25 protein-coding genes are annotated in these 24,616 nt (G+C 35.7%); 5 read left to right on the top strand and 20 right to left on the bottom strand.

Annotated features, from left to right (window positions below; translation table 11 throughout):
- Nucleotides 1–78: 78 nt before the first annotated feature.
- The 10 genes from AC1DMU_RS20985 to AC1DMU_RS20940 form a co-directional block, all read right to left on the bottom strand.
- Nucleotides 79–1,626 carry a glycosyltransferase family 2 protein gene (locus AC1DMU_RS20985; protein ID WP_476941560.1) on the bottom strand — a complete coding sequence of 516 codons (1,548 nt, stop codon included), beginning with the start codon at nucleotides 1,624–1,626 and terminating at the stop codon, nucleotides 79–81.
- Nucleotides 1,619–2,584 carry an NAD-dependent epimerase/dehydratase family protein gene (locus tag AC1DMU_RS20980; protein ID WP_060486943.1) on the bottom strand — a complete coding sequence of 322 codons (966 nt, stop codon included), beginning with the start codon at nucleotides 2,582–2,584 and terminating at the stop codon, nucleotides 1,619–1,621. Before AC1DMU_RS20980 ends, AC1DMU_RS20985 begins: the two co-directional genes overlap by 8 nt.
- Nucleotides 2,581–3,822, bottom strand: coding sequence for a nucleotide sugar dehydrogenase (locus AC1DMU_RS20975; RefSeq protein ID WP_075313226.1), 1,242 nt, complete (start codon nucleotides 3,820–3,822; stop codon nucleotides 2,581–2,583). Before AC1DMU_RS20975 ends, AC1DMU_RS20980 begins: the two co-directional genes overlap by 4 nt.
- On the bottom strand, nucleotides 3,815–5,359 hold the full coding sequence (locus AC1DMU_RS20970; protein ID WP_088061666.1) for a glycosyltransferase family 2 protein: 1,545 nt from the start codon (nucleotides 5,357–5,359) through the stop codon (nucleotides 3,815–3,817). Before AC1DMU_RS20970 ends, AC1DMU_RS20975 begins: the two co-directional genes overlap by 8 nt.
- A 13-nt stretch (nucleotides 5,360–5,372) precedes the next feature.
- Nucleotides 5,373–5,567: an LSm family protein gene (locus AC1DMU_RS20965; RefSeq protein WP_000899469.1), complete on the bottom strand. Its 195-nt coding sequence runs from the start codon at nucleotides 5,565–5,567 to the stop codon at nucleotides 5,373–5,375.
- 16 nt (nucleotides 5,568–5,583) lie between these two features.
- Nucleotides 5,584–5,985: an LSm family protein gene (locus tag AC1DMU_RS20960; RefSeq protein WP_000335522.1), complete on the bottom strand. Its 402-nt coding sequence runs from the start codon at nucleotides 5,983–5,985 to the stop codon at nucleotides 5,584–5,586.
- Nucleotides 5,986–6,152: 167 nt separating this feature from the next.
- Nucleotides 6,153–6,968, bottom strand: a complete 816-nt coding sequence (locus tag AC1DMU_RS20955) for a sugar ABC transporter ATP-binding protein (protein ID WP_088061651.1) — start codon at nucleotides 6,966–6,968, stop codon at nucleotides 6,153–6,155.
- Nucleotides 6,969–7,207: 239 nt separating this feature from the next.
- On the bottom strand, nucleotides 7,208–8,461 hold the full coding sequence (locus AC1DMU_RS20950; protein ID WP_088061664.1) for a serine hydrolase domain-containing protein: 1,254 nt from the start codon (nucleotides 8,459–8,461) through the stop codon (nucleotides 7,208–7,210).
- A gap of 254 nt (nucleotides 8,462–8,715) precedes the next feature.
- A complete protein-coding gene (gene nagE / locus AC1DMU_RS20945; protein ID WP_048567302.1) occupies nucleotides 8,716–10,218 on the bottom strand; it encodes an N-acetylglucosamine-specific PTS transporter subunit IIBC in 1,503 nt (500 codons plus the stop codon).
- Nucleotides 10,219–10,360: 142 nt separating this feature from the next.
- Nucleotides 10,361–10,474 carry a transcriptional regulator gene (locus AC1DMU_RS20940; protein ID WP_074651593.1) on the bottom strand — a complete coding sequence of 38 codons (114 nt, stop codon included), beginning with the start codon at nucleotides 10,472–10,474 and terminating at the stop codon, nucleotides 10,361–10,363.
- A gap of 69 nt (nucleotides 10,475–10,543) precedes the next feature.
- On the opposite strand from AC1DMU_RS20940, the gene glsA reads away from it, so the two are divergent.
- Nucleotides 10,544–11,473: a glutaminase A gene (gene glsA / locus AC1DMU_RS20935; protein WP_001149862.1), complete on the top strand. Its 930-nt coding sequence runs from the start codon at nucleotides 10,544–10,546 to the stop codon at nucleotides 11,471–11,473.
- Between the two features lie 175 nt (nucleotides 11,474–11,648).
- A complete protein-coding gene (locus AC1DMU_RS20930) occupies nucleotides 11,649–11,990 on the top strand; it encodes a DUF3969 family protein (RefSeq protein ID WP_000766602.1) in 342 nt (113 codons plus the stop codon).
- Between the two features lie 22 nt (nucleotides 11,991–12,012).
- On the opposite strand, the gene AC1DMU_RS20925 is transcribed toward AC1DMU_RS20930, so the two are convergent.
- Together AC1DMU_RS20925 and AC1DMU_RS20920 are read right to left on the bottom strand one after the other, a co-directional pair.
- Entirely contained in the window at nucleotides 12,013–12,171 is a 159-nt protein-coding gene (locus AC1DMU_RS20925; protein ID WP_000532409.1) for a hypothetical protein, read from the bottom strand.
- Between the two features lie 115 nt (nucleotides 12,172–12,286).
- On the bottom strand, nucleotides 12,287–12,898 hold the full coding sequence (locus tag AC1DMU_RS20920; protein WP_000100745.1) for a manganese efflux pump: 612 nt from the start codon (nucleotides 12,896–12,898) through the stop codon (nucleotides 12,287–12,289).
- A gap of 130 nt (nucleotides 12,899–13,028) precedes the next feature.
- Between AC1DMU_RS20920 and AC1DMU_RS20915 the strand changes: the two genes are divergently transcribed.
- A complete protein-coding gene (locus tag AC1DMU_RS20915; RefSeq protein ID WP_001123723.1) occupies nucleotides 13,029–13,682 on the top strand; it encodes a DUF1232 domain-containing protein in 654 nt (217 codons plus the stop codon).
- Between the two features lie 99 nt (nucleotides 13,683–13,781).
- Here AC1DMU_RS20915 and AC1DMU_RS20910 read toward each other — a convergent pair whose 3' ends face one another.
- The 3 genes from AC1DMU_RS20910 to AC1DMU_RS20900 form a co-directional block, all read right to left on the bottom strand.
- Nucleotides 13,782–15,104: an acetylornithine deacetylase gene (locus AC1DMU_RS20910; RefSeq protein ID WP_142291667.1), complete on the bottom strand. Its 1,323-nt coding sequence runs from the start codon at nucleotides 15,102–15,104 to the stop codon at nucleotides 13,782–13,784.
- A 60-nt stretch (nucleotides 15,105–15,164) separates the two neighbouring features.
- Nucleotides 15,165–16,586, bottom strand: a complete 1,422-nt coding sequence (locus AC1DMU_RS20905; protein WP_000969239.1) for an amino acid permease — start codon at nucleotides 16,584–16,586, stop codon at nucleotides 15,165–15,167.
- A gap of 99 nt (nucleotides 16,587–16,685) precedes the next feature.
- Nucleotides 16,686–16,940: a biotin/lipoyl-containing protein gene (locus AC1DMU_RS20900; protein ID WP_000784766.1), complete on the bottom strand. Its 255-nt coding sequence runs from the start codon at nucleotides 16,938–16,940 to the stop codon at nucleotides 16,686–16,688.
- A gap of 274 nt (nucleotides 16,941–17,214) precedes the next feature.
- Between AC1DMU_RS20900 and AC1DMU_RS20895 the strand changes: the two genes are divergently transcribed.
- Complete coding sequence (locus AC1DMU_RS20895; RefSeq protein WP_088061645.1) at nucleotides 17,215–18,618, top strand: sigma-54 interaction domain-containing protein; 1,404 nt, start codon at nucleotides 17,215–17,217, stop codon at nucleotides 18,616–18,618.
- Between the two features lie 106 nt (nucleotides 18,619–18,724).
- Nucleotides 18,725–18,922, top strand: a complete 198-nt coding sequence (locus tag AC1DMU_RS20890; RefSeq protein WP_000063921.1) for a hypothetical protein — start codon at nucleotides 18,725–18,727, stop codon at nucleotides 18,920–18,922.
- Between the two features lie 53 nt (nucleotides 18,923–18,975).
- Here AC1DMU_RS20890 and truA read toward each other — a convergent pair whose 3' ends face one another.
- The 5 genes from truA to fumA all read right to left on the bottom strand — a co-directional run bounded on the left by truA (nucleotide 18,976) and on the right by fumA (nucleotide 24,512).
- On the bottom strand, nucleotides 18,976–19,713 hold the full coding sequence (truA, locus tag AC1DMU_RS20885; protein ID WP_075313210.1) for a tRNA pseudouridine(38-40) synthase TruA: 738 nt from the start codon (nucleotides 19,711–19,713) through the stop codon (nucleotides 18,976–18,978).
- Between the two features lie 56 nt (nucleotides 19,714–19,769).
- On the bottom strand, nucleotides 19,770–21,149 hold the full coding sequence (rlmD, locus tag AC1DMU_RS20880) for a 23S rRNA (uracil(1939)-C(5))-methyltransferase RlmD (RefSeq protein ID WP_000615214.1): 1,380 nt from the start codon (nucleotides 21,147–21,149) through the stop codon (nucleotides 19,770–19,772).
- 10 nt (nucleotides 21,150–21,159) lie between these two features.
- Nucleotides 21,160–22,023 carry a DNA-3-methyladenine glycosylase family protein gene (locus tag AC1DMU_RS20875; RefSeq protein WP_000269433.1) on the bottom strand — a complete coding sequence of 288 codons (864 nt, stop codon included), beginning with the start codon at nucleotides 22,021–22,023 and terminating at the stop codon, nucleotides 21,160–21,162.
- Nucleotides 22,024–22,082: 59 nt separating this feature from the next.
- Entirely contained in the window at nucleotides 22,083–22,865 is a 783-nt protein-coding gene (gene pdaA / locus AC1DMU_RS20870) for a delta-lactam-biosynthetic de-N-acetylase (RefSeq protein ID WP_000875960.1), read from the bottom strand.
- A 126-nt stretch (nucleotides 22,866–22,991) separates the two neighbouring features.
- On the bottom strand, nucleotides 22,992–24,512 hold the full coding sequence (fumA, locus tag AC1DMU_RS20865) for a class I fumarate hydratase (protein ID WP_000413499.1): 1,521 nt from the start codon (nucleotides 24,510–24,512) through the stop codon (nucleotides 22,992–22,994).
- Nucleotides 24,513–24,616 lie beyond the last annotated feature (104 nt).

The following is a 24,616-nucleotide window of genomic DNA, read 5'->3' as shown; positions in this document are numbered from 1 at the left end:
ATACTCTTATCTCCTAATCTGTTATAGTTTTTATAACAGAACAAAAAAGTGTACATATGTTGTACACTTTTTTTGTTACTACTCTAAAACATCTCTTTTTCTATTCCCATCATAGAATCCACCACGGCTACCTTCTAATACAATTAATTGCTCTAATCCTTCTATATGATCACCTATAATTCGCAAGACAGCTGGAGGATGACCTATTTTTGCAAAATGTTCACTGGGACGAATGCGGTTCATCTTATCGACCTCTACACGACTTACACACGCAATTTCGAATCCTGAAAGAATAGCTTTCACTTGCGCTACGCAAGGTGACAATAAAGACCTATACCCAATTGATTTCAAACACTTCTGGCTAAACGCATTAGGTACAGCGATAAGAGATCCTACTCCTAAATCTTTTCTATCACAAGCTAAATTTAATGCATATTTAAATGCAGTTACAAGATGAAGCGGTACTCTTAAATCTAAATAATGATTTAGATCATTTAATGCGACATCCATTCCATCTGCAATAGCTTTTGCAAATGGATATAGCTCACTAGCTGGAATAACAAAATCACCGTCTATAAATAATACAATTTCTCCTTTGGCGAAATAAGTCCCAAGTGAACGTCCCACATCGTTGCCAAGTGCTTCTTTATATACAATTGTTGTTGCTCCCTTGTCTTTTGCAATCGTTGCTGTTTTATCAGACGAACCATTTACAACAACGATAATTTCAAAAGGTTCAATTTTGCGAAGCTCTTCTATAACATTTCCAATTGTTTTCTCTTCATCTTGTACAGGAATAATGACTGATAATTGCTTTCCTTTATACAATTTAGATGTAATGCCCCATCCTTGATAAAGATCTTCGAAATCTAAAGTATGATAGACACTATCTCTTTTCCTATTTCCATCATAATATCCTCCGCGCTCATCACTACCTACTATTCGCTCCGCTACAGCTTCTATATGATCACCTATCATCCGTTTTTCAGATTGCGAAAGACCCGTGCCGTACGCAGCATGCTCGGTCGGCCGAAATTTATTTGGCGTAATAACGTCAATTGCACAATGCCGACTAATTCTCCATTCACTTTGAACGAGGCGTAAATGAGCCAAAATAGGATTAACAAAACATTCATATCCGATGCTTTGAACGACCTCTTTCGTCAGCGCATGAGGTGCATCTAATAAGGAATCAATTTTTAATTCTTCACGCTCTAACATTGCATTTAATATTTGGCGCCATACTGTCACGGCGTACGGTTTTTGTTTCTTTAAAAATAATGCGTCCAAATTATTTAAAACGATGTCGGCCTGATCATGTAAAATCGGATTAAGGAATAATTGTAATTTTGAAGTTTGAATAGCAAAATCTCCATCTATAAATAGTAATACATCACCTATCGCATGTTTTGCGCCAATCGCGCGGCCAACATCGTTCCCTAGTAGCTCTATATACTTGATTACTTTACACCCTAAACGATCAGCAACCTCTTCTGTACCATCGTTACAACCGTTTGCTACTACAATAATCTCTATTGGATTTAATCCTTTTGCCGATTGGATAACATCTGAAATCGTTTCAGCTTCATTACATACAGGTATAATGACCGATAGTGACTTAGCCATTATTTTCTTCACGGAACCACTTAATAGTTTCTTTCAATCCTTCTTCCCATGTTACTTCTGCTTGAAACTGAACAAGTTCTCTTAATTTCGCAACATCTGGTCTTCTATTTGGAATTTCTTCAAAGCCATGTGGGTACACCTCTTCAAAAGGAACTTGAACAATCTTTGAAGAGGATTTCGTTAGCTTTTTAATTACTTCTGCCACTTCTTTTATACTCTTTTCATTGTCAGAACCTATGTTAATAATTTCACCATTTACCTTCTCATCCATCGCTCGAATCGTTGCCTCTACCGCATCACTTACATACGTAAAACAACGTGTCTGCTCTCCATCTCCATATACGAGAATGTCTTCTCCTTGCAAAGCCGCACTAATAAATCGTGGGATTACCCCTGCATACGGACCATCTTTCGCTCTTGGACCATAAATATTAAAATAACGAACAATCGTTACCGGTAAACCTTCTAATGCGTATCCTAAACATAATGTTTCTTCTAATGTTTTACACACTGCATAACTCCAGCGTATTTTAGAAGTTGCCCCGTATAATCGATCTCCCTCTTCAGAGAAGGGTGGCTTTGCCTTACCATATACTTCTGAAGTAGAAGCAAAGACCACTTTCTTCTTTTCTTTTAGCGCTGCTTGTAAAATGTTTCTCGTTCCATCAAAATTCGTTTCAATAAGCTCTATACTCTTTTCCATTGTCGTTTTCACGCCTAAAATTGCTGCTAAATGAAACACTACATCATGTTGGTTTACTAATTCATAAATAGAATTTTTATCTAAAACACTTATTGGAATAACTCGAATTTCTTTCATTAACTCATCATGATATTTATTTTTCCCTTTATAGAAGTTATCAACGATCGTAACCCCATACCCTCTTTTCACCAGCTCTTCAGCTAAATGTGAACCAATAAATCCTGCTCCACCTGTAATTAAACATTTCTTACTCATACACTCACCTTCTTTATAATTCCACGTGTATCTATTACTCGCTTCATACCTTTAAAAAGCTTCCAATCGATATTAGAGTGATCAGTTAAAATTAATATACAACCCGCTTGTTTAACGACATGTTCATCCAAAGAAACAGATTGGTACACCTTGCCTTCAAACTTTGCAGAAGAAATATATGGATCGTGATATTCGATTTCATATCCTTCTTTTAGTAACAATTCAATAATTGGTAAAGCCGGTGATTCTCTCAAATCATTTACATCTTTCTTATATGCAATTCCTACAATTAAAACTGATGCAGGTGATTGCACCATGCCTTTTACTTTCCGGACTATTTTCTCTGGCATTTCTTCATTAATCACATGTGCAGCCTCAATTAATTGACTAATTTCCCCATTCCTTTTTATTCTCCATTGGAAATATAAAGGATCTACTGGAATACAATGTCCTCCTATTCCTGGTCCTGGCCAATATGGAGTAAATCCAAACGGTTTTGTAGATGCGGCTTCAATCGCCTCATAAAAATCAATTCCTAAACTTTCACATAGTGTGTTTAACTCATTTACTAATGAAATATTGACTAGGCGCTGAATATTTTCAAATAACTTACACATTTCCGCTACTTTCGGAGAACTAACTGGAACAACGACATCAAATGTAGTGCTATACAACTCCTGAACTTTTTGTTTACACTTTTCTGTTTGTCCACTAATAACTTTTGGAATCGTTTGAACAGAATAGTGACTATTAGCCGGATCAATTCTCTCAGGGGAATATCCGATATAGAAATCTTCTCCTACCTTTTTACCTGTTTGAGAAATAATAGGAATGATAACTTCCTCGAGTGTACCTGGATATGTGGAGCTTTCAAAAATGAAGGTTTGTCCTTTTTGAAGGTTTTGTTGTATATAATGTGAGGCTGAAATGAGGGCACTTAAGTCTGGTTCTCTTTGTTCATTAATCGGAGTCGGGACAGTAACAATAACATAATCACTATTTTGAAAATCAGCAATGCCTTGATCCGGTGTGTTCACTATTAATTTTTTTTTCACCAATAAACTTTGTAACTCTTTAGAAGAAACATCCGGAATATAGCTTTCTCCTTTTATAATTGATTCTATTTTTCTAATATCTTTATCTAACCCAAGTACTGTATGCCCTCTCTCTGCAAAATGGACTGCTAAAGGAAGGCCAACATACCCTAAGCCAATAATAGCTACTTTACTACTATTCATTTGTATTCTCTTCTTCCCTTCTCAATTGTTGAATGATATCTCTCTCTCTATCTCCATCCGTAAAGCCACCGCGTTCGTCTGTACATTGTAATAAATACGCAATCGCCTCAATTTGATCACCGAAAATACGATCAAATGCTGAAATACGCCCATTTACAAATTCGTGTTGCTCTGGACGTACTCGATTTGTTTTTATAACATCTAATAACTCTACTGCTGTAATAGAGAATCCTTCTAAAATAGCTTTCACCTGAGCTAATGGAGGAATCACAAGAGAATCATAACCAATTTTCTCTATTACTTTTTTATGCATAGCGTGTGGTACTGCTGTTAATGAGTTATTCCATAAATCTGGTCGCTTCGCTATCAAATTCACAAAATATTTTCCCATGCTAATTGGATCTGCTGGATGAAACATATCTAATAAACACTGTAAATCATTTAATGCCACATCACTTCCATCTTCAATAGCACGCAAAAATAGAATTAAATTTGTTGCTGGAATAACAAAATCACTATCAACAAATAAACAAATATCTGCCGTAGCATACATGGCCCCTATCGCCCGTGCTACATTATGCCCAAGCACTTCATCCAACTCAACAACAATAACATTCTCTAGCTTTACTTGTTTAATGGTCTTTACGGCAGCTCCATTCACAACAACTATAATTTCATCTACACCTGCTTTTTTCACTTCTTGTATAACAGACCTTATAGTTGTTTTCTCTTCTGATACTGGGATAATGGCACTATATTTCGCTTTTTTCTTTTGTAATAAAACTGGTTTATACTTTCCTACAAACTCCCTATCTTTATTGCCCTCTGAAAAACCACCGCGATTACCGTATGTTTCGATTACGTATTGTAAAGCTCGCAAATGATCACCCATAATACGACTAGTCGCTTTCGGATAAGGAGAGCCAGGTGACGTGCCCGTATGGACAGGACGAACTTTATTTGTGTAAATGACATCAACTGAAGCCATATCAGAAATATCTACTCCTCTAGACATCGCCATCGCTTGAAATAGTGCTGGATCCGCTAAATTCCACCACCCTAGTTCTTCAATCACTTCACGACTTATCGCATGTGGTATCGCAATTAAAGATCCTACAACAAATTCTTTTTTGTTCAAATAACGGTTTAACATATATTTTCCAACCGTCGTATAATGCGGTCTCATCTTCAAATAAACGGACCATGTTAAATTATTTAAAACAATCTCATGTCCTTGCTGTATTCCTTTAATAAAATTGTATAATTCTTCACTTTTCATGACGATATCGCCATCTAAAAATAAAACAATTTCACCTTTTGCTTCTCTAGCACCAATTGCCCGTCCCACATCATTACCAAGAGAATATCTATAATAAATCACACGGCAATTAAGCTGTAACGCTATTTCTTTCGTACCATCTGTCGATCCATTATCTACTATGATAATTTCATATGGTTCCAACTTCCTTACTTCTACTAAAACTTTTGATAAAGTACTTGCTTCATTATGCACTGGAATAACAACTGACACTCTCATACTTGTATCACGCTTACCCTTCCAAGCGAACATAAGCAATAATCGGAATACGTACAACTACATCTTCTGGTGGTCCATAAGAAGGAGAAGTACGAACAATTACTGCCCCATCCGTCACAGATAAAAGAACGCCTGCAATGATTTCTACAGCTGTCACAACTTGCACTAGTTCACCAACATGGTTACGTAATTCATCAGTAAATAACATATATAACTCTCCTTTCTTACACTTCTTTAATTGATATAATACTTGTAAATGGTAATAAAACTTCTGTTCCTATTCCTTCTTGCAGTGTTAAGAAATCATCACCAACTGCTACAATCACACCCGTTAACTGTCCAACTGTCACAGTAATCTCTACGTTTTTACCCAAATACTGCTCTGCAATTTCTTTAAAAGGTGATGTATTACATTCTTTTAAAATGTTACAAATAATAGATTGAAATCTACTTGATTCAATAACTTCTTCCGTAGCTTGCTTAGAGTTTCTTTGAATAAATCTCGCGAAGTTTTGTGAAAATAAAAGTCTCTCCACAGCAGGCAATAACTTATTATCTAAAAAATAATCTAATTGTCTATTAAACAATCTCGATAGCTTTTTCCAATACTTACCGAACAAACACATACACTTCTCCTCCTATTATTTTTAAAGTATAAAAACACATCCATACATCTTAATGTATACAGAGCAGGCTTTTTTTGTGATAGGTAAGGCATACATTTTTCAAAGAAACCATCTTTTCTAGTCACACAAAAAAGATAGATGGTATCCCATCTATCTTTATGTATATTTTAATTTTTAATTGTAACAATGGCAGCTGCACTATAATAAACCGCTCGTGGCAATTCTGCCTGTTCACTTATAGAAGCTGTAACAAGTGAACCACCACTTGCCGAGAAATACTTAACAGCTTCTAAAGGAATACCATCTTCTTTTACATCAATATGCGTTCCATCTCGCCAATCTATTTTCTGCATTGTTGCTGAGAAATCGCCAGCCACTTTACCAATTTCTTCACCATCCATCCCTAAAAAGGTCCATTCCCACTTTGTTAAACTTAGTACTTGTTTCAACTCTCCAATTTTCTTTCCATCTATATTAGAAAAAGTATAGAAGTTTCGTACTCCCATCTCCTTTTGAACACGCAACAATCTTTCTCCCGAATGATTATATAAATAAAATTGTTGCTTATGTAGTCCCTTTAAAAGAAAAGAAAGTACAACTTGCCATACACGTTGAATAACAAAATCATACTCTTCTTTTAAAAAACCTAATGCACTGCCATCTAATCCAAAGTACGTTATTACTTGAAATATCCCTACCTCTTTACGAACAACAAATTTTTGTTGTTCAAATAATTCAGAATTATCTATATTATAAATTTCCTTTTTAAGTATTTTTGATCTTCGTTTTTCCATAAAGCTATATATGAATAATCCAAATGCCGGTATTACAACACTTATTAATTTCAAATTTTCTTTCTCCGAAGTGAATAGCGTCCCTTTTTTATATTCCATCACTAATACAATTGTGACAATAACCCATACAATAATAGATACAAAAAAAATGCGTTTTGCATTACGTGCGTGATGCCTATCTATACTCATACTCCTCCCCCTTTTCCATTTATCCCGCTATTCGCCGGGCAGTAAGACCCCCACTTCAAAATTCAGCGAAAGCAAAGAAGTTAGGTGGGGGATCGACTGCCCGTAAAAGCCCGATTGGTGAGGGCTAATAATCAGTGAGGGATGAAGAATCCCCCACTGATTAAAGTTTCACTTTATTTCATTATCCCATTGCCCCTACACTTCCTCAATAAAAAAAGACTATCCAATAGGATAGCCTCTTACACTTCAATATTTCGCAACATCGTATAAATGTCGTTATTCACTTTACCAAACGATTTAATATTATTTTGAATATTAGATAATAAAACGACATACACACTTCCGTTTTTGCTAAATCCATTTAAACAATTCCATCCTGGCATTACACCGTGATTCGAATAACTTCCCGGGTCTACATACCAACCAAATCCGTAATCCTTTTTCACAGCCGTAAACATTTGATTATAACTCTCTTTTGAAATCAGCTTTCCAGAGAAGAGTGCTTCATTAAATAAATATAAATCATGTGCACTTGTATATATATCACCACAACCATATAGTTGTGACATACTTGGAATATTAGGTGTTGTCATATTGTTATTTACTATTTTATAACCTGTTGATGGGAACCTTGTTTGCTCTAACGCTTTACCGAAACCAGAATGTTTCATACCCGCAGTAGCAAAAATATGTTGTTTAATATAGTCTTCTAACGGTTGTCCACTTACCTTCTCAGCGATATAGGCGAGTATCGAATAGTTCGAATCGGAATATTTCCATTTCTCTCCTGGGCTCCCAACACGCTTTTGCTTTCCTATTCGTTTTATCAGTTCTTCATGAGAAATATCCTCTGTTCCTTGCTCATACTCTGGAATTCCTGATGTATGTGTTAGTAAATGCTTTAACTGAATCCCATTACCTTGAGGGAAATCTGGAATATACTTTGCAACCGTATCCTCTACATTTAATTTATTTTGATCCTTTAATTGCATAATAGCAGTCGCTACAAATGCCTTTGAAATAGAACCAATATAAAAAGTTGTCTCTGAATTATTCGGTACTTGTTTCTCTTTGTTCGCCATACCGTATCCTTTATTCAAAAGAACTTTTCCGTTCTTCACAATAACAGCTGTCCCGCTAAATCCTGCGTTTTGTAAATATTGATCTAATTGAGCGTTTTCATTAATTTCTTGAGGTGGTCCCTCAGCAGGCTTTTCCACAGCTTGTGCTTGCTTCACTTGTTCTTCTTGTTCTTCCTGCTCTTTTTGTTTTTGTGCTTCTTGTTTCTTTTTTTCTTCTTCTTTCTTTTTCAGCTCTTCTTGTTTCTTCATTTCTGCCGCTGCTTTTAAAGTTTCTTCTTTCTTATTATGCGCAACAATTTTTGTATACATGAAATATACAAGTGAAAATAGTAAGACGAGAATGATTGTTCTTTTTATGTATACAATCGGCCGACGTGCTTTCCCATTCGCATTATTTTTTTCCTGATCCATGATTGCTTTTTTCCCCTTACTCACCAATAATTTACTTCCTCTACTAAAGATTTATTTTAGCAGATTATGGATACTCTATTCTATATCATCCCTACTTTATCACGCACTGCACATATTACCAACCTATATGTATAAAAAAGAAAAAGAAAATTTACAAAAGTAAGATTCCCGTTAAATCGTTAACATAAAAAAGAGGATATCCTCTAAAAAAATTGATGTTATCAATCTTTTGGGATATCCTCTTATCTCATTATTTATACGTGTTTTTTCATATCATCGGCAACAGATTCAACATTTGTACCTACGATAACTTGGACACTCGTGTTACTTAATTTCATAACACCTTTTGCACCAGCACGTTTTAATGCTGCTTCGTTTACTTGACCAGCATCTTTCACTTGTAAGCGTAGACGTGTTGCACAGTTATCAATAACTGTTAAGTTTTCTTTTCCACCTAAAGCTGCTACGTAAGTTTCACCAATTGAACCTGCAACAGGTGCGTCACCCTCTTCAGCTAGCTCGTCGTCATCTTCGCGACCAGGAGTTTTTAGATCGAACTTCTTAATTAAGAAGTAAAATACAACGAAATAAATTACTGCGTAAATTAAACCGACTCCCGCGAGTAATACTGGTTTTGTTGCAATACCGAAGTTTAAGAAGTAATCGATTGCACCGGCACTAAATGTGAAACCATCGTGAATGCCAAGAGTTGTTGTAATAAATAGAGACAGACCTGTTAATACAGCATGAATACCATATAATACTGGTGATAAGAACATGAATGAGAATTCAATTGGTTCTGTAATACCAGTTAAGAATGAAGTTAATGCTAGACCACCTAACATACCTGTAACCATTTTACGTTTTTCTGGTTTAGCAGCCGCAATCATTGCGAAACATGCTGCTGGTAAACCGAACATCATAACTGGGAAGAAACCAGTCATAAACATACCCGCTGTTTTATCTCCTGCAAGGAAGCGAGCAATATCACCATTTACAACATTACCTGCTGCATTTGTAAAGTCACCAAGTACGAACCAGAAGTATGTGTTCATTACGTGGTGTAAACCGATTGGAATTAATAGACGGTTTAATAAACCAAATAGACCTGAACCAACTGCCCCTAAATTAACAATTCCATGAGCTAATGCATCGATAGCATTTTGAATTGCTGGCCAAATTTGTGCGAATAGAATTCCTAATAGTAACATCACAACCGATGTAACAATCGGAACGAAACGTTTTCCAGCAAAGAACCCTAACCATTCTGGAAGTTTAATCTTATGGAATTTATTATAAAGAAGTCCTGCTATAACACCGACAATAATACCACCTAAAACTTTCATATCCACTTTAGTCGATAATTCGGCTGCCTTAGATACCTGTGTCATTGTATCTGCAAGCTTAGATGGGTCTACATTAGCGCTATTACCTATTAAATCTTGAACTTTGCCTAATTTATCTTGTAATTCTACAGTAGAATATCCCTTACTAAGTGCATCAATACTGTTTTTCATAACTAGATAACCAATTGCACCTGCAAGACCTGCTGCACCACTACCATCAACAGACAAACCGATTGCAATACCAATTGCAAAAATAAGTGCTAAATTATCAAAAACTGCTGCACCGGCCTGTGCCATAACAGGAATATCAAATACATCTGGTTGTCCTAGACGAAGCAATAATCCTGCTGCTGGTAGCACTGCGATTGGAAGCATTAACGCTTTACCAATACGTTGTAGAAACTGCAACATTTTAATTCCCCCTAATTCAATTTATGAAATCGTTATCATTATAAGTACGCCTTAGAAAACGCTTTCTATTTACATAACCATAATAACATATAGTTGTATAGATGTGTAGTTTTTATTTTTGAATTTTTTATGGATAAATCTCCTATTTCCAAACTGTTATATAAAAGGAAAATTCTCCTTTTTTAATATAGAATACTCGAAACGAAATACCTACTATAGAACATGTAACTTTCGTTTTATCATTCCACCTTTTCATGTTATTATTTATTTCCGAGCATATCGGGAAAAGTAAACGTAGTTAATTCGAAATAGGAGCGTTGGTACTATGCAGTGCATTGAAACAAACAACTTACAACAGTTGTTAGAACAAGTAAAACCATATACGAAAAAAGGAAAGCTTGCTACTTATATCCCCGAACTAGGAAATGCAAATCCAGACGATTTAGGGATTGCCATTTTCCATAAAGAAACAGAATATATCCATGCTGGCAACTCACAAACACTATTTACTCTTCAAAGTATTTCAAAAGTAATTACACTTGCACTTGCCCTTTTAGATCGTGGTGAAGAATATGTATTTTCTAAAGTTGGAATGGAACCAACTGGTGATCCATTCAACTCTATTATTAAGTTAGAAACAACAAGTCCATCCAAACCACTTAATCCAATGATTAATGCGGGAGCACTAGCTATTACGAGCATGTTAACAGGAAAAGATAATGAAAAAAAAATGGAGCGCATCCTTCATTTTGTACGTGAAATAACAGATAATCCTACCATTAATTATTCTTCTAAAGTTGCCAATTCAGAATTAGAGACAGCTTACTTAAACCGTTCACTTTGTTACTACATGAAACAAAACGGAATTATCGATTGTGACATCGAAGAACTTATGGATTTATACACTCGACAATGTGCAGTTGAAGTAAACTGTATCGATTTAGCACGTATCGGCTTAATTTTTGCGATGGATGGATATGATCCATATAAGAAAAAACAAATTATCCCTAAACATATTACAAAAATCTGTAAAACATTTATGGTTACATGTGGTATGTATAACGAGTCTGGTGAATTTGCGATCCGCGTTGGTATCCCCGCAAAAAGCGGCGTAGCTGGTGGCATTTTCGGCTGCGTAAAAGGAGAAATGGGAATTGGCATTTTCGGACCGGCTTTAGATGCAAACGGAAATAGTATCGCTGGTTTTAAAATTCTTGAACTTCTTTCTGCTCAAGAAGGTTGGAGCATTTTTTAATTCAGAGTTATCCTGCTATACTAGCAGGATTTTTTTCATTTCATAAAAACCTCAACTTTATCCGCTATCCATCCCCTTACAAAACAGTACTAAAAGTTTCTCTATATCATGCATATTTGCTCCCCCCTCCTGAATAATATAGTACAACCTAGCGCTATATGTGGAGGTGTGAAAGATGAAACTAATATTTCAAATGGAAAAACAGCCTGTTCTTGAAAAAACGATTCTTCTTTTTATATTGAGTATTGTAGAAAGCTTGAAGTTAAAAGTGGTTTCACTCGATGAAGCTCACCGATACATATTCAATTTAGAAGTACTTGAACTACTAATGGATCGGAACATCGATGATCAAGTACTTGAACTTATTCATTTCGGAATGGGACTTGAAGACATTCATCATGTGCTTCCAGAAGAACTTGAACATACTATCGAAGAATTAAAGTGGCTTTGCATTCAAGTGTTAAGTGAATACAGTATGCATGAAGAATCGGAACAACTAATTGAAGATATACGTTGAAAAAGCACCTATGTAGGTGCTTTTAATGTTTTTTTAAACTATTTTTATACGCCTCAATATTTACTGGTAGCTCTTCCTCTTCTAAAGTATGTTCATTTACATCTTTATGAATAAACGCACCTTTAGGCGGTTGATGGTCATGCCCTTTTTTCTTATGATCAAATGCTTTTCCGCGTCCCATACGGATCATCCTTTCTTTAAAAGAAATCCGTATTAGTATGGAGAAAAGTACGTCGATATATGCAATCCTTTGCCATATTTCCAAGGAAATACTCGAACATTGTTTTCTGTTCTCCTCACAATAACTGATCTATCCCAATAAGAATTAATAGCACGCCCGCAATAACAGTAGCCCATTTCCCTAAGTATTCTGCTAAAAATCGTTTTCCTACATAAGCAAAACCACTAATACAAATAAAACTAAACACCCCAGAAATAGTTGCTGTAAGCCACAGATTCAAGTTTGTTACCCCAGCGTCAAATCCACCTGCAATATTATTAATAGACAACGCAACCCCTAAAACAATTGCTTCTGAAAAACTAATTGTTTTAGAACCATCAAAATCTGCTTTTTCTGGATCACGTAAAATGCCCATAAGTACATTACCATCTTTAGAACCTACAGTATTTCTTTGCCCCAAGAAAGGCTGGCACAAAATAAACACACCGATTATACCTAAAACGATTGCTCCAATTAGGTTTGCAGTAAACTCTGAAATAAATAACGCTATCCAGTTCCCAAAAAAGCCAGCTAATAAAGTAAATAAAAAACCAAAAAATGCGATGATAAAATTGTTAAGCCACGAAATTCGAATTTTACGAATGCCATATGCAATCCCAACACCTGCATTATCTAAATTAGAAGCAATACCGATTAAAAAAATTGAAAATAGACCTGCCGTACTCATAAACAGCCACCCCTTTTTCTCACTTTTCAATGCATATTATGAAAATGTTGAGCAACTGTGCCTGTCTGTTTCATATACATGTAAGAAATGCTCAACATTTTTTCAACAATAAAAAAGGAGTGCCTTCACTATGCCTAAAGAAAACCCAAATGAGCGGCTTAGTACATTAATAAAAAAACTTTTAAAAGAACGTGCCTTATCCATGCGTCAATTAGGAATGCATACAAATATTGATCCCGCAACAATCTCAAGAATTATGAATGGTAAACAACCGCCAAAACAAAAACATCTACAAAAATTTGCAGAATGTTTGCAAGTTCCACCCCAATTGTTATTTGATGAAATGTATCCTGATTCTCCTCACATTAATAAAGAAAAGACGGATATGTACACATCTCTTGATACAATTCAGCAAACACTGCAATCCTCTAACTTATTCGATTTTGACTATACAACAACTCGCGTAAAACAAGAACTTGAAAACTATGAACGCTATGCTCAGACAACAGAAGGTGAAAAACGTATTCATGAAAGTTTCGCGAGTAAATTAGAACAAATTGATAGCGCTGGTCCTTTTATTGAACAATTAACCGATATGTATCAACAATTTTGCAATGAAACTATCTCAAAAGAAGAGCGTGCAGTTCTTGGAGGCGCATTACTGTATTTCATTTTATCGACAGATATTATTCCCGACTATCTCTTTCCAATTGGCTATTTAGATGATGCAATTGCTGTTGAATTAGCGAAAGAAAAATTAATCGAACTAAAACGAAAAACATAGAAAAATAAAGAACTATTTCAGTTGTTTCTGTTCAACTCTGAAATAGTTCACTAAAAAATCGTACAAGTATACATACCTGTACGATTTCAACACACTAATCTATTTTTTCGTGTGACACCATTTATATATAAATGCTGTTATTACTTTTGTAAATTCAATTAACTGTTCTACTTCAACTTTCTCATTTATTGAATGAGCTTCTTCTAATGTACCTGGTCCGTAAATAACAGCTGGAATATGAAATTCACTAAACCAACCACCATCCGTTACCGTTGCAGACATATCTAAAATTGCATTTTTAGATAGAATTGATTCGTGTACTGAGCTAAGAGTTTTTACTGCTTCATGTTCACTATCTACTTCTAAAGAAGGGAAAATTTCGCCACGATCCACAATCATTGATTCTCCGCCCCACTTAAATTGTGGTGGATTTTCACTTAACCATGGATCGGCAGCCGCTACTTTCTCAATATACTCTTCAATTTCTTTTATTATTTGTTCATGTGTTTCATTCGGATAGAAGTGCACCGTTATCCATAACCGGCACTCATCCGCAATAAATGCTGCATGCCGTCCGCCTTCAATAACAGCTGGGTTAATTGTTGTTGTTCCAGATGGATAACCTTCATATGTTTTCATAACTGCCCAATGACGCTCTAATTCTTGTAAACTTTGCACAATTTTCATCATTTTTTCAATCGCACTCGCTCCGAATAAACGTCCTCCAGCATGAATCATTTGCCTGCGTGTTGCATCATGAAACGTCTGGGGGCTTTTCACAGTAATCCATCCAGTAATTACGCCGCCCTGTCCTTGCATATGTAAATCACTTGTATCCACTACGACTGCAAAATCAGCATCATAACCTCTTTTGCAGCATTGAAGTGCACCTGCTTCTCCAACTTCTTCCCCAATTACTGATTGAAAGATTAAATCTCCAGGTAATTCAATTCCAGCTTCTTGTAACAGTTGAATAGCAAATAGTGCTCCAGCCAGTCCTCCTTTCATATCCGCCGCACCACGTCCAACTAACCAACCATCTTTTATAAATGGCTCAAACGGATTGGTTTCCCACGCTTCATCTACCGATACTTCTGCTACATCCACATGTCCATTAATAATAAGACTTTTATGTGTGTCACTTTCTAGCCCTTTTCTCACCCCAACAACGTTCGGGTCATTCGGATATACATCCCATTTATCAACACTAAAATTTCGTTTTTTTAGAAAATCTGCAACAAATTCTTGCGCCTCATTTGTGTTTCTCGCCGGCGGTGCTGGTGTTTCAAAACGAATTAAAATCTTTGTAAGCTCTAGTAACTCATCTTTTCGTAAATCAATCTGTTCTAATAGCTGTGAAACTTCTTGATTCATCGCTAGTTCCCCTTTGCATACATAGTATGTTTCCAGCTTTATTGTCACAAAAAAAGAGACTGTTTACAATTTTACAGTCTCTTTTTTTAGCATAAGTTTCTAATATATTTACAAACTTTCTGCCTCTGTTGTATTTGTTTTTTCAATATGTTCTACCTTACGTGCCTTATTTCTTGTCGCACGGTAAAACAGTAAACAAACAATCATAAATGGAATACCACAATATAATGCCATTCTTTGTTCTGGAATAAAAGCCATACCAACAATTACTGTTACATTTAATACTAACGCAAGCAGTGGTACGAATGGATACAGCGGTGTTTTAAATTTCAAGTCCTTCACATCCCCGCCCTGCTTAATGTATGACCTTCTAGCCAACAAGTTAGATAGAGCAATAGATGCCCAAACTAATATCGCCCCGAACCCGGCAATAGAAAGTAGCCATAAATAAACTGTATCTTCCGCATAAATACCTGATAGTAATGAAAGGCAACCTACAATTGTACTTACAATCAATGCATAAATAGGAACACCATTTTTAGATAACTTACCGAAAATTGGACTAATCATTCCTTGATTAGACATAGACCATAGCATACGAGAAGTTGCATATAATCCTGAATTCGCAACGGATAGAACCGCTGTAATAATAACGAAATTTATAATATCGGCTGCATAAGGAATACCAATTTTATCAAATACAACTACGAATGGACTTTCTATCACTCCCGCTTGCTGCCAAGGGAATAAGCCTGCAAGAATGAAAATAGATAATACAAAGAACACAAGTATACGCCAAACTGTATTATTAATTGCCTTCGGAATCGTTTTCTCTGGATTTTCACTCTCTCCAGCTGCAATACCAACTAGTTCCGTTCCTTGGAAGGAAAAATTAACTGCAATCATCGTAATTAAAATGGCTGATAATCCATTTGGAAACAACCCACCATAATCAGTAAAGCTAGAGAACATCGGTGCTGGTTCATTTCCTTTCATATCTAGAAAACCAAACATTGCTGCCCCGCCTAAAATAATAAATGCAATGATTGTAATTACTTTAATACTTGCAAACCAAAATTCAACTTCTGCAAAACTTCTTGAAGATAACGCATTGATAGCAAAGAGAAGCACCGCAAACGCTACACACCAAATCCATGACGGTACATCAGGAAACCATCGTTTCATTAAAATACTAACTGCAATCAGTTCAATACCTATCGTAGCAGACCAGTTTAGCCATGACATCCAGCCGACTACATAACCCGCTGCAGGGGAAATGTGCTTTGTAGCATACGTTTGATAAGATCCTGCGTCAGGCATCGCAACAGCTAACTCTCCAAGACAGAGCATCGTTAAATACATAACAAATCCTCCAACAAGATACGCTACAATCGCTCCTCCAGGCCCAGCTTCATGAATTGTATACCCAGATCCTAAAAAAAGACCGGTACCAATAACTCCTCCAAGTGCAATCATAAAGATGTGCCTGCTTTTCAATTCCCTTTTTAACCCTTGGTTTTGATCCATCATATAAATCCCCCCTTTTCACTTTGGAAACCCATTTCATGTAAGCGTTTTTAAAAATGTTCATAATAAGAATAATTATTGAAAAGAGCAAAATACATAGTATCAATCACTACCTGTTATTAAAAGATCATCCCTCACTGTTATTAATAACTTTTTATCAGCGATAGCTTGTCCTTCTACTACTTCTAATGATTCGATATATCCACTGATTCCTACTTTAATTTCTACTTTCTGTTTATCTATTGTTTCAATTAACGCTAATTTCTCCCACTCGTATACGTAAGAACTTTCCGTAACAAATAACTTCTCTACTTTCCCGTAACAAGGACTATACACGCCTTCTATAACCATCTTCACTTTATAAACTCCTCCTTCTTATTAATCGGTACTGAAACGTTGCATATCCCTCCTTTAGAGATTTCAACTATTATTTATGCAAAATGCGTACCAATCTCCAATTCCTATTTAAAATGAAGGTTTCTCAAAAAAAAATCTTCATAACCGCAAAATTTTTCTATCATTTGAGAAGTTTTAAAGGGAAAATAGCAAAAAAATTTTGCGATTTTATAAGAATTTTAATAAAATTATAAAAAGTCAGTCTTCATAGGGTGAAATGAGGAGAAGATAATCTATGCGTACAGAAGAAATTAATTTTAAACAGATCATTGAAATGAATATGCTATATGAAACTTTACTCAATGAGCTCGATATCGGGATTCATATTATTAATGAGGAAAGTAAAACGATTATCTATAACCGCAAAATGATGGAAATTGAATCAATGGAACGCTCAGATGTGCTATATAAAAGTCCTTTAGAAGTATTCGCATTTGAAGAAAATAAAAATAGTACTCTAATAGAGGCATTAAAATTAGGAAAAACAAACAAAAATATAAAACAAACGTATTTTAACAATAAAGGGCAAGAAATTACAACAATTAACAATACTTTCCCTATAATAGAAAACGGAAAAATTAAAGGCGCTATTGAAATTTCAACAGAGATTAGCCATTTCAAACAAACAATGAAAACGAACCTTTCTCGAAAACAAAATAATAAGTTTACCTTTGATCACATAATCGGTGATTCTAATGCTATTCAATCTGTCATTACAGAAGCAAAGAGAGTAATTCGTACATCCTCATCCATACTTCTCGTAGGAGAAACAGGGACCGGTAAAGAACTATTTGCACAAAGTATCCATAATGAAAGTCAACGTTCAACAAAACCATTTATTTCACAAAACTGTGCCGCTATACCTGATACACTCATGGAAAGCTTATTATTTGGTACGAACCGAGGTGCATTTACAGGAGCTATCGATAAAGCTGGTTTATTTGAAGAAGCAAATGGAGGAACTTTGTTATTAGATGAGATCAACTCATTAAGTCCAGCACTTCAAGCGAAGTTACTACGAGCTATACAAGAAAAAACAATACGAAGAATCGGAGGCACACAAGAAAAAGAAATTGATGTTCGTATTATAGCAACTATTAATGAAGATCCTCTTGAAGCTATTACACATAATCGATTACGGGAAGACTTATATTACCGATTAAGCGTCGTTACTTTATGTCTCCCGCCTTTACGTGAACGAAAAGAAGATATTCCTGATCTTGTGCAGCACTTTATCGAAAAGTACAACATTCAATTTGGACTTGGCGTAACGGATCTAGATGTACATGTAAGAGAATTCTTGTATGCATATGATTGGCCTGGAAACGTACGAGAATTGGAACATATCATTGAAGGTTCGATGAATTTAGTTGAAGATGAAAATATCATTACAGCGTTTCATCTTCCCGCTCGCTTTCGTGAACAAATAAAAAAAGAATTCAATATGCAACCTTCCCTAACTAATAACGAGGATGATGCACCTAAAACGTTAAAGCACACAATAGAGACAATGGAGAAGAACTACATCAATCAAATTCTGACAGAGTATCACGGTAATATCTCACAGGCTGCAAAGTTTTTAGGATTAAGTAGGCAAAACTTACAATATCGAATTAAAAAATTGCATTTACACATATGAAATGAAACTTTAATCAAATGTAGGATGAATCCGCTTCCAAGCGCAAATGAAAATTGGGAAAATATGCTGCAATAAACATATAACATACTAGAAAGGAACGATATATATGAGTAATGATAACAAATTAAAGTTATTACAATACTTAGCCTTCTTCCCTACCCTTGTATGTATGATGTTACTAGTTGATATGAATGCTTATCCTTATGCAAAACTATTAGCAACAATTAGCGGCTCCTTTGCAGCTATTATGCTTGCTGCTTTTTGGAATTTGAAGATACGTATGAAGAAAGAAAAATCTTCTTAATGCCAAAACAATAAAAAAATCGAGCTTACAAAGCTCGATTTTTTTATTGTTTATTAAAATTCAACATTCTCCAAATACAAACCACTCGCCTCAGCAAGACAATTAATTTGATTACGTTGTTTTTCCTCTAAAATATTTGGGATTGCGTCCGCATCTAATTGTCCTAATCCAACTTCAATTAATGCTCCAACAATTTTTCGTACCATGTTATGAAGGAATCCGTTACCACTTACTCTAATTTGTACAAATCCTGCTTCTTCCATCACTTCAAGTGTATATACTTCTCGAACCATAGACTTTTTCTTTGATTTCGCATTTGAAAAAGCAGTAAAGTCATGTGAACCAACTAAATGTTTCGCAGCTTCTTTCATGCTTTTCACATTTAATTTTTTATTCACATGCATGCTGTATTTACGCATAAATGGATTTGTATGCTCTTCATTCCAAATTTTATAAAGATATGTTTTTGCTTTAGAATTATAACGGGCATGGAAGCGATCTTGTACTTCTTCTACATTCGTAATGCTAATATCGTTGGGTAAATATTGATTTAAATATTTTTTCACTTTATGTTCCACTAACTTCTCATCACTTTGAAAGTTAGCAACTTGATTCAAAGCATGTACACCCGCATCTGTTCTACTACAACCGATAATTTCAATTTCTTTTCCGATCATTTCAGATATGACACTCTCGATTTTTCCTTGAATTGTATTATCGTTATTACCGAGACGTTGCCATCCTTTAAAACGTGCACCATCGTACTGAATCGTTAATTTATAATTATTCATTTTACTCTCCTTCATAGAAAATATTCCCTCATATCGTGAGGGAATATGAATACACTTTACTTTCTAACAAGCTTCACTACATTTTCTACATGGGCTGTATGTGGGAACATATCAACTGGTTGTACATATTCCACTTCATAACTCTTCATTAATGCTTGTACATCACGTGCTAATGAAGAAGGATTACAAGATACGTAAACAACTTGTTTTGGTTTCACTTTTAAAATTGTTTCCAGTAATTTATCATCGCAACCTGTACGAGGTGGATCGACAACAATTACATCTGGACGCCATCCTTCTTTTACCCATTTCGGTAACCATTGTTCAGCTTTACCTGCTTCATATTTCGTATTTGTAAATCCGTGACGCTTCGCATTTTTTCTTGCATCTTCAATCGCTTCTGGAATTACATCCATACCACGTACTTCCGCTGCATCATTTGCAAGCCAAAGACCGATTGTACCAACACCACAATAAGCATCTACAATTTTCTCATCGCCTGTTAAAGCAGCTGCTTTTTTCGCTTCATCGTATAAAACAACTGTTTGTTCTGGATTTAACTGGAAGAATGCACGTGCTGATAATTCAAATGATAAATCACCTAGTGTTTCTTGAATTACTTCTTTTCCAGCTAATTTAAATGTTTTATCACCGAAAATAACAGATGTTTTACGCCAGTTTACGTTTTGCATAATTGATTTAACAGCTGGCATCTGTTTTTGTACTTCTGCGATAAATTGATCTTTATTTGGTAATTCTTCTTTTGTTGTAATAAGTGTAACTTGTACTTCCCCTGTTTGAACTGCAGTACGTGTCACAATTGTGCGTACTAAACCTTTTTGTTTTTTCTCATTGTAAATAGAAACATTTAATTTTTCTAATATACGTCTTACAACTTTTGTCGCTTCATTCGTTGCTTTATGTTGAATCATACAGTGAGCAATATCAATTAACTGATGTGAATTTTGCTTATACAGCCCTGTAATAACCTTTTCGTCTTTACGTCCCACTTGTAATTGACTCTTATTACGATAATGCCATGGGTTTTCCATACCAAGCGTTGGACGAATTTTTTCTTCCAAGCTGTTGTTCATATACTTCTCGAATGCTTGTACGACGATATCACGCTTTTGATTTAATTGTTCTTTATAATCTAAATGTTGCAGCTGACAACCGCCACACTCTTCATATACCGGACATGGTGCTTTCACACGATGTGGTGAAGCTTTACGAACTTTTTTCACTTTCGCTTCAGCGAAGCCACGCTGAATTTTCGTTGTTTCAGCAACAACTTCTTCTCCTGGTAATGCCCCTGGAATGAAAACAACTTGTCTCTTAAAATAACCAACGCCTTCTCCGTTAATCCCAAGACGTTTAATTGTCACAGGAAACGTTTGACCAACTTCCAACTTACTCTCATGTTGCTTTTGTATCATTATTACACCTCTACTCTATACTTTTCCATAAATATAACGCTGCATAACTGCAGTATGGTTCACACTCTTGTTTCACTTTTTCTAAAAATGCATCATCAGGTTTATCATCTAATTGAAATACACCTTGCACTGCACGCTGAATCCCAATGTCCGCTTTCGGAAACATATTTTTCCGTCCAAGCCCGAACATTAAAAAATTTTGCACTGTCCATGTACCAATCCCCCTAATTGGTAACAATTGTGCGGAAACCTCTTCATCCGCCCTGGTTTCTATACTCGCTAAATTTAATGTACCGCTGACAATACTTCGACCTAACCCTACTATATATTCAGCCTTTCGCTGACTAAACTTCTGCTCCCTCAATTCTTCTATTGAAATATTTGCTACTATTTCTGGAGTGGGGAAAAAGAATACACCGTTCTTCTCTGTTCCATATCGTTTCACAAACTGTTCTGTTAACACAGTAGCAAATTTCAAATTTATTTGTTGATGAATGATACAGCGAAGAAGACAAGCAAAATAATCAAACTCTAAAATAATTGGAGTATAAGCATATGTTTCAAATAGTGGACGTAATGATGTGTTTAAAAAATGATTTTGTATATCTTGAAACGGTTCATTCCAATGAAAAATGGCCCTCATTCGTTTCATGACTTTCTCTTGATCTCCTGCCTGACTAGAGATCCAAAACTGTGGATTTTGAACAGTACCAATCCCTTGCAAGCGAACAACAATCTGTTCCTCGTCTATACAAAGCGGGACATAAATGACTTTCTCATCTAATTGAATGACGTTAAGAGGATCAAAAGATAAACGTTTTAATACCTCTTCAAAATGATACGGATACTCTAACGTAACATGTTCGCTCCACATACGTTTCCCCATCCTTTTTACACATCATTATAGCATGAGAAAACCGCAAGCATACATGCTTACGGTTGATTGCTTTTTACTAAGTCATCTAGACTTTTAAAATGATACCCTTTCTCGCGCAAATCATCAATGATTTTCGCAAGTGCTTCTGCATTATCTTTTGATATTGCATGAAGTAATAAAACAGATCCTGGATGAATCATCGTCATTACATTATTATGTGCATATTGCCATCCTCTTTGCTCGTCCACTTTCCAATCCAAAAATGCAAGTGACCAAAATACATTATAATAGCCCATTTCTTTCGTAAGAGCCAACGTTCTTTCACTAAATACGCCGCGCGGCGGACGTACATATTTTACTTCTTTTTGCCCAGTTACTTTTTTAATCTCTTCCGTTACACTCGTTAATTCTTCACGAAGTTTCGCATCATTTACCGTTGTAAAATCAGGATGACTCCACGAATGATTTCCAATAATATGTCCTTCATTCTTCATTCTTAATAACAAATCTTTTTGTGTTTTAATATAATGACCCGTTACAAAGAAAGTTGCCGGTACTTTTTTCTCTTTTAATACATCTAAGATTTTCCCTGTGTATCCATTCTCGTACCCATTATCGAATGTTAAATAAATATCTTTTTTCTTTGTATCCCCTAAATAAAACCCACCATTTTTTTGTAGTAAATCTGTGTATAACTTTCCTGCATCTGGTACTGTTTCATTTTTAGGACGCGGGATTCCCCAGTTATGTGGAGTATTTGTATAAGCTAATGCTGAAACTGGAACAAGTGCCATCATAATTGAAAAAATGAGACCGATATATAACCATTTATATTTCATAAATAGTCTCCTTTCCATATATAATCGTACTTGTAGTTTCTGTTGCCGTGCATTCTTTCATGCTGAACATGTTTTTCTATATATACCAAAAAAATGCATCTCGAATCATTCGAGATGCATTTTTGTTTACTTAAATACTGGCTCTTTAAAGCTAGCTAATTTTTCAAGTGATGTTTTATCAACATCTGCATGTAAGCTATTACCATGAGAATCCATCGTTACAACTGCTTTAAATCCTTCGATACGTAAATGCCACATTGCCTCTGGAATACCAAATTGTAAGAAATCAACATCTTTTACTTCTTTAATACATTCGGCATAATATTGCGCTGCACCGCCAATTGCATTTAAATATACACCACCGTGCTCTTCTAAAGCCGCTAATGTTTTTGCACCCATACCACCTTTTCCAATGACAGCGCGAATACCGAATTTCTTCATAATATCGCCTTGGTACGGTTCTTCACGAATACTTGTCGTTGGACCTGCCGCTTTAATTTGCCAGTTTTCATTTTCATCTTTCACGACAACTGGACCACAGTGATAAATAACTTGTCCTTTTAAATCTACTGGACAATCGTTATCCATTAAATGCTTATGGATTGCGTCACGACCTGTATACATCATGCCATTAATTGTTACAACATCACCAACGCGAAGTTCACGAATTTGCTCTTCTGTAATTGGTGCTTGTAATACAATCTCACGTTGCTCTGTTTTTTCTTGCGCTTCTTGCTGAAGTGTATCCTCACCTTCTTGATATAGCCAATCCATAATTTCACCTGTTTCAGGATGGATTGTTACGCCAAGGCGGCGATATGCCCAGCAATTATACGCAACAGATACGTAGAAACTAGCTGGCAGACGATTATACACGCCAATTTTACAACCAAGTAAAGTTGTTTCTCCGCCAAATCCCATCGTACCAATGCCAAGCTTATTCGCATTTTCTAATACGTACTCTTCAAGTTTTTGTAACTCTGGTACTGGATTGACATCATCTAATGTACGGAATAATTGATTTTTTGCTAATTCGTAACCTGATGTGCGGTCTCCCCCGATACCAACACCAATTACACCTGCACTACAGCCTTGACCTTGCGCTTGATATACAGCATGAAGAAGGCATTTACGAATCCCTTCTAAATCACGGCCAGCGCGTCCAAGTCCTTCTAATTCACACGGTAAGCTATACTGAATATTTTTATTCTCACAGCCACCACCCTTTAGGATTAAGCGTGCATCAATATAATCTTTTTCCCATTGTTCAAACTTAATAACCGGTGTACCTGGTCCTAAATTATTTCCACTATTGTCTCCAAAAAGAGAATCAACAGAATTGGGACGAAGTTTACCATCTTTTGTCGCCCGCTCAAGCGCATTATAGATAGCTTCCTTCAAATGTAATTGATTCACACCAACTGGTGTATAAATTTTAAACGTTGGCATCCCTGTATCTTGGCAAATTGGCGAGATGTTATCATCAGCCATTTTAATATTATTCGTAATTGTGCCAAGTGCCATCGCAGAACGAGTCCCTGCATTTTCTCGTTCTTTCGCTTGTTGAATCGCACGACGAACATCTTTCGGTAAGTTCGTTGACGTTTCAACAATTAGTTGATACATGCTTTCTTGAAGCTTTTCCATTGTTACTTCCCCCTCAATTGTGAACGCTACCAAAACGTTATGAGCTGAAAATTCCATCGTTATGCTCTTCAGCTTTTTATTTGTTTCACGCTATTAAAGCATAA

It is taken from the genome of Bacillus sp. 01N45 (genome assembly GCF_056399205.1).
The sequence above is the reverse complement of the archived record's forward strand: the minus strand, read 5'-3'. Positions and strand labels throughout refer to the sequence as shown.

Excerpts from the sequence above, each read along its gene's own strand:
- AC1DMU_RS20965 (WP_000899469.1), bottom strand. The coding sequence starts at position 5,567 with ATGTTATTTACTGATGAATTACGTAACCATGTTGGTGAACTAGTGCAA.
- AC1DMU_RS20975 (WP_075313226.1), bottom strand. The coding sequence starts at position 3,822 with ATGAATAGTAGTAAAGTAGCTATTATTGGCTTAGGGTATGTTGGCCTT.
- AC1DMU_RS20895 (WP_088061645.1), top strand. The coding sequence starts at position 17,215 with ATGCGTACAGAAGAAATTAATTTTAAACAGATCATTGAAATGAATATG.
- AC1DMU_RS20925 (WP_000532409.1), bottom strand. The coding sequence starts at position 12,171 with ATGGGACGCGGAAAAGCATTTGATCATAAGAAAAAAGGGCATGACCAT.
- AC1DMU_RS20950 (WP_088061664.1), bottom strand. The coding sequence starts at position 8,461 with ATGGATCAGGAAAAAAATAATGCGAATGGGAAAGCACGTCGGCCGATT.
- AC1DMU_RS20920 (WP_000100745.1), bottom strand. The coding sequence starts at position 12,898 with ATGAGTACGGCAGGTCTATTTTCAATTTTTTTAATCGGTATTGCTTCT.
- AC1DMU_RS20960 (WP_000335522.1), bottom strand. The coding sequence starts at position 5,985 with ATGTGTTTGTTCGGTAAGTATTGGAAAAAGCTATCGAGATTGTTTAAT.
- AC1DMU_RS20905 (WP_000969239.1), bottom strand. The coding sequence starts at position 16,586 with ATGATGGATCAAAACCAAGGGTTAAAAAGGGAATTGAAAAGCAGGCAC.
- truA (WP_075313210.1), bottom strand. The coding sequence starts at position 19,713 with ATGAATAATTATAAATTAACGATTCAGTACGATGGTGCACGTTTTAAA.
- AC1DMU_RS20940 (WP_074651593.1), bottom strand. The coding sequence starts at position 10,474 with ATGAAAAGGTGGAATGATAAAACGAAAGTTACATGTTCTATAGTAGGT.
- AC1DMU_RS20985 (WP_476941560.1), bottom strand. The coding sequence starts at position 1,626 with ATGGCTAAGTCACTATCGGTCATTATACCTGTATGTAATGAAGCTGAA.
- glsA (WP_001149862.1), top strand. The coding sequence starts at position 10,544 with ATGCAGTGCATTGAAACAAACAACTTACAACAGTTGTTAGAACAAGTA.
- nagE (WP_048567302.1), bottom strand. The coding sequence starts at position 10,218 with ATGTTGCAGTTTCTACAACGTATTGGTAAAGCGTTAATGCTTCCAATC.
- AC1DMU_RS20890 (WP_000063921.1), top strand. The coding sequence starts at position 18,725 with ATGAGTAATGATAACAAATTAAAGTTATTACAATACTTAGCCTTCTTC.
- AC1DMU_RS20980 (WP_060486943.1), bottom strand. The coding sequence starts at position 2,584 with ATGAGTAAGAAATGTTTAATTACAGGTGGAGCAGGATTTATTGGTTCA.
- rlmD (WP_000615214.1), bottom strand. The coding sequence starts at position 21,149 with ATGATACAAAAGCAACATGAGAGTAAGTTGGAAGTTGGTCAAACGTTT.
- fumA (WP_000413499.1), bottom strand. The coding sequence starts at position 24,512 with ATGGAAAAGCTTCAAGAAAGCATGTATCAACTAATTGTTGAAACGTCA.
- AC1DMU_RS20875 (WP_000269433.1), bottom strand. The coding sequence starts at position 22,023 with ATGTGGAGCGAACATGTTACGTTAGAGTATCCGTATCATTTTGAAGAG.
- AC1DMU_RS20970 (WP_088061666.1), bottom strand. The coding sequence starts at position 5,359 with ATGAGAGTGTCAGTTGTTATTCCAGTGCATAATGAAGCAAGTACTTTA.
- AC1DMU_RS20915 (WP_001123723.1), top strand. The coding sequence starts at position 13,029 with ATGCCTAAAGAAAACCCAAATGAGCGGCTTAGTACATTAATAAAAAAA.
- pdaA (WP_000875960.1), bottom strand. The coding sequence starts at position 22,865 with ATGAAATATAAATGGTTATATATCGGTCTCATTTTTTCAATTATGATG.
- AC1DMU_RS20955 (WP_088061651.1), bottom strand. The coding sequence starts at position 6,968 with ATGAGTATAGATAGGCATCACGCACGTAATGCAAAACGCATTTTTTTT.
- AC1DMU_RS20930 (WP_000766602.1), top strand. The coding sequence starts at position 11,649 with ATGAAACTAATATTTCAAATGGAAAAACAGCCTGTTCTTGAAAAAACG.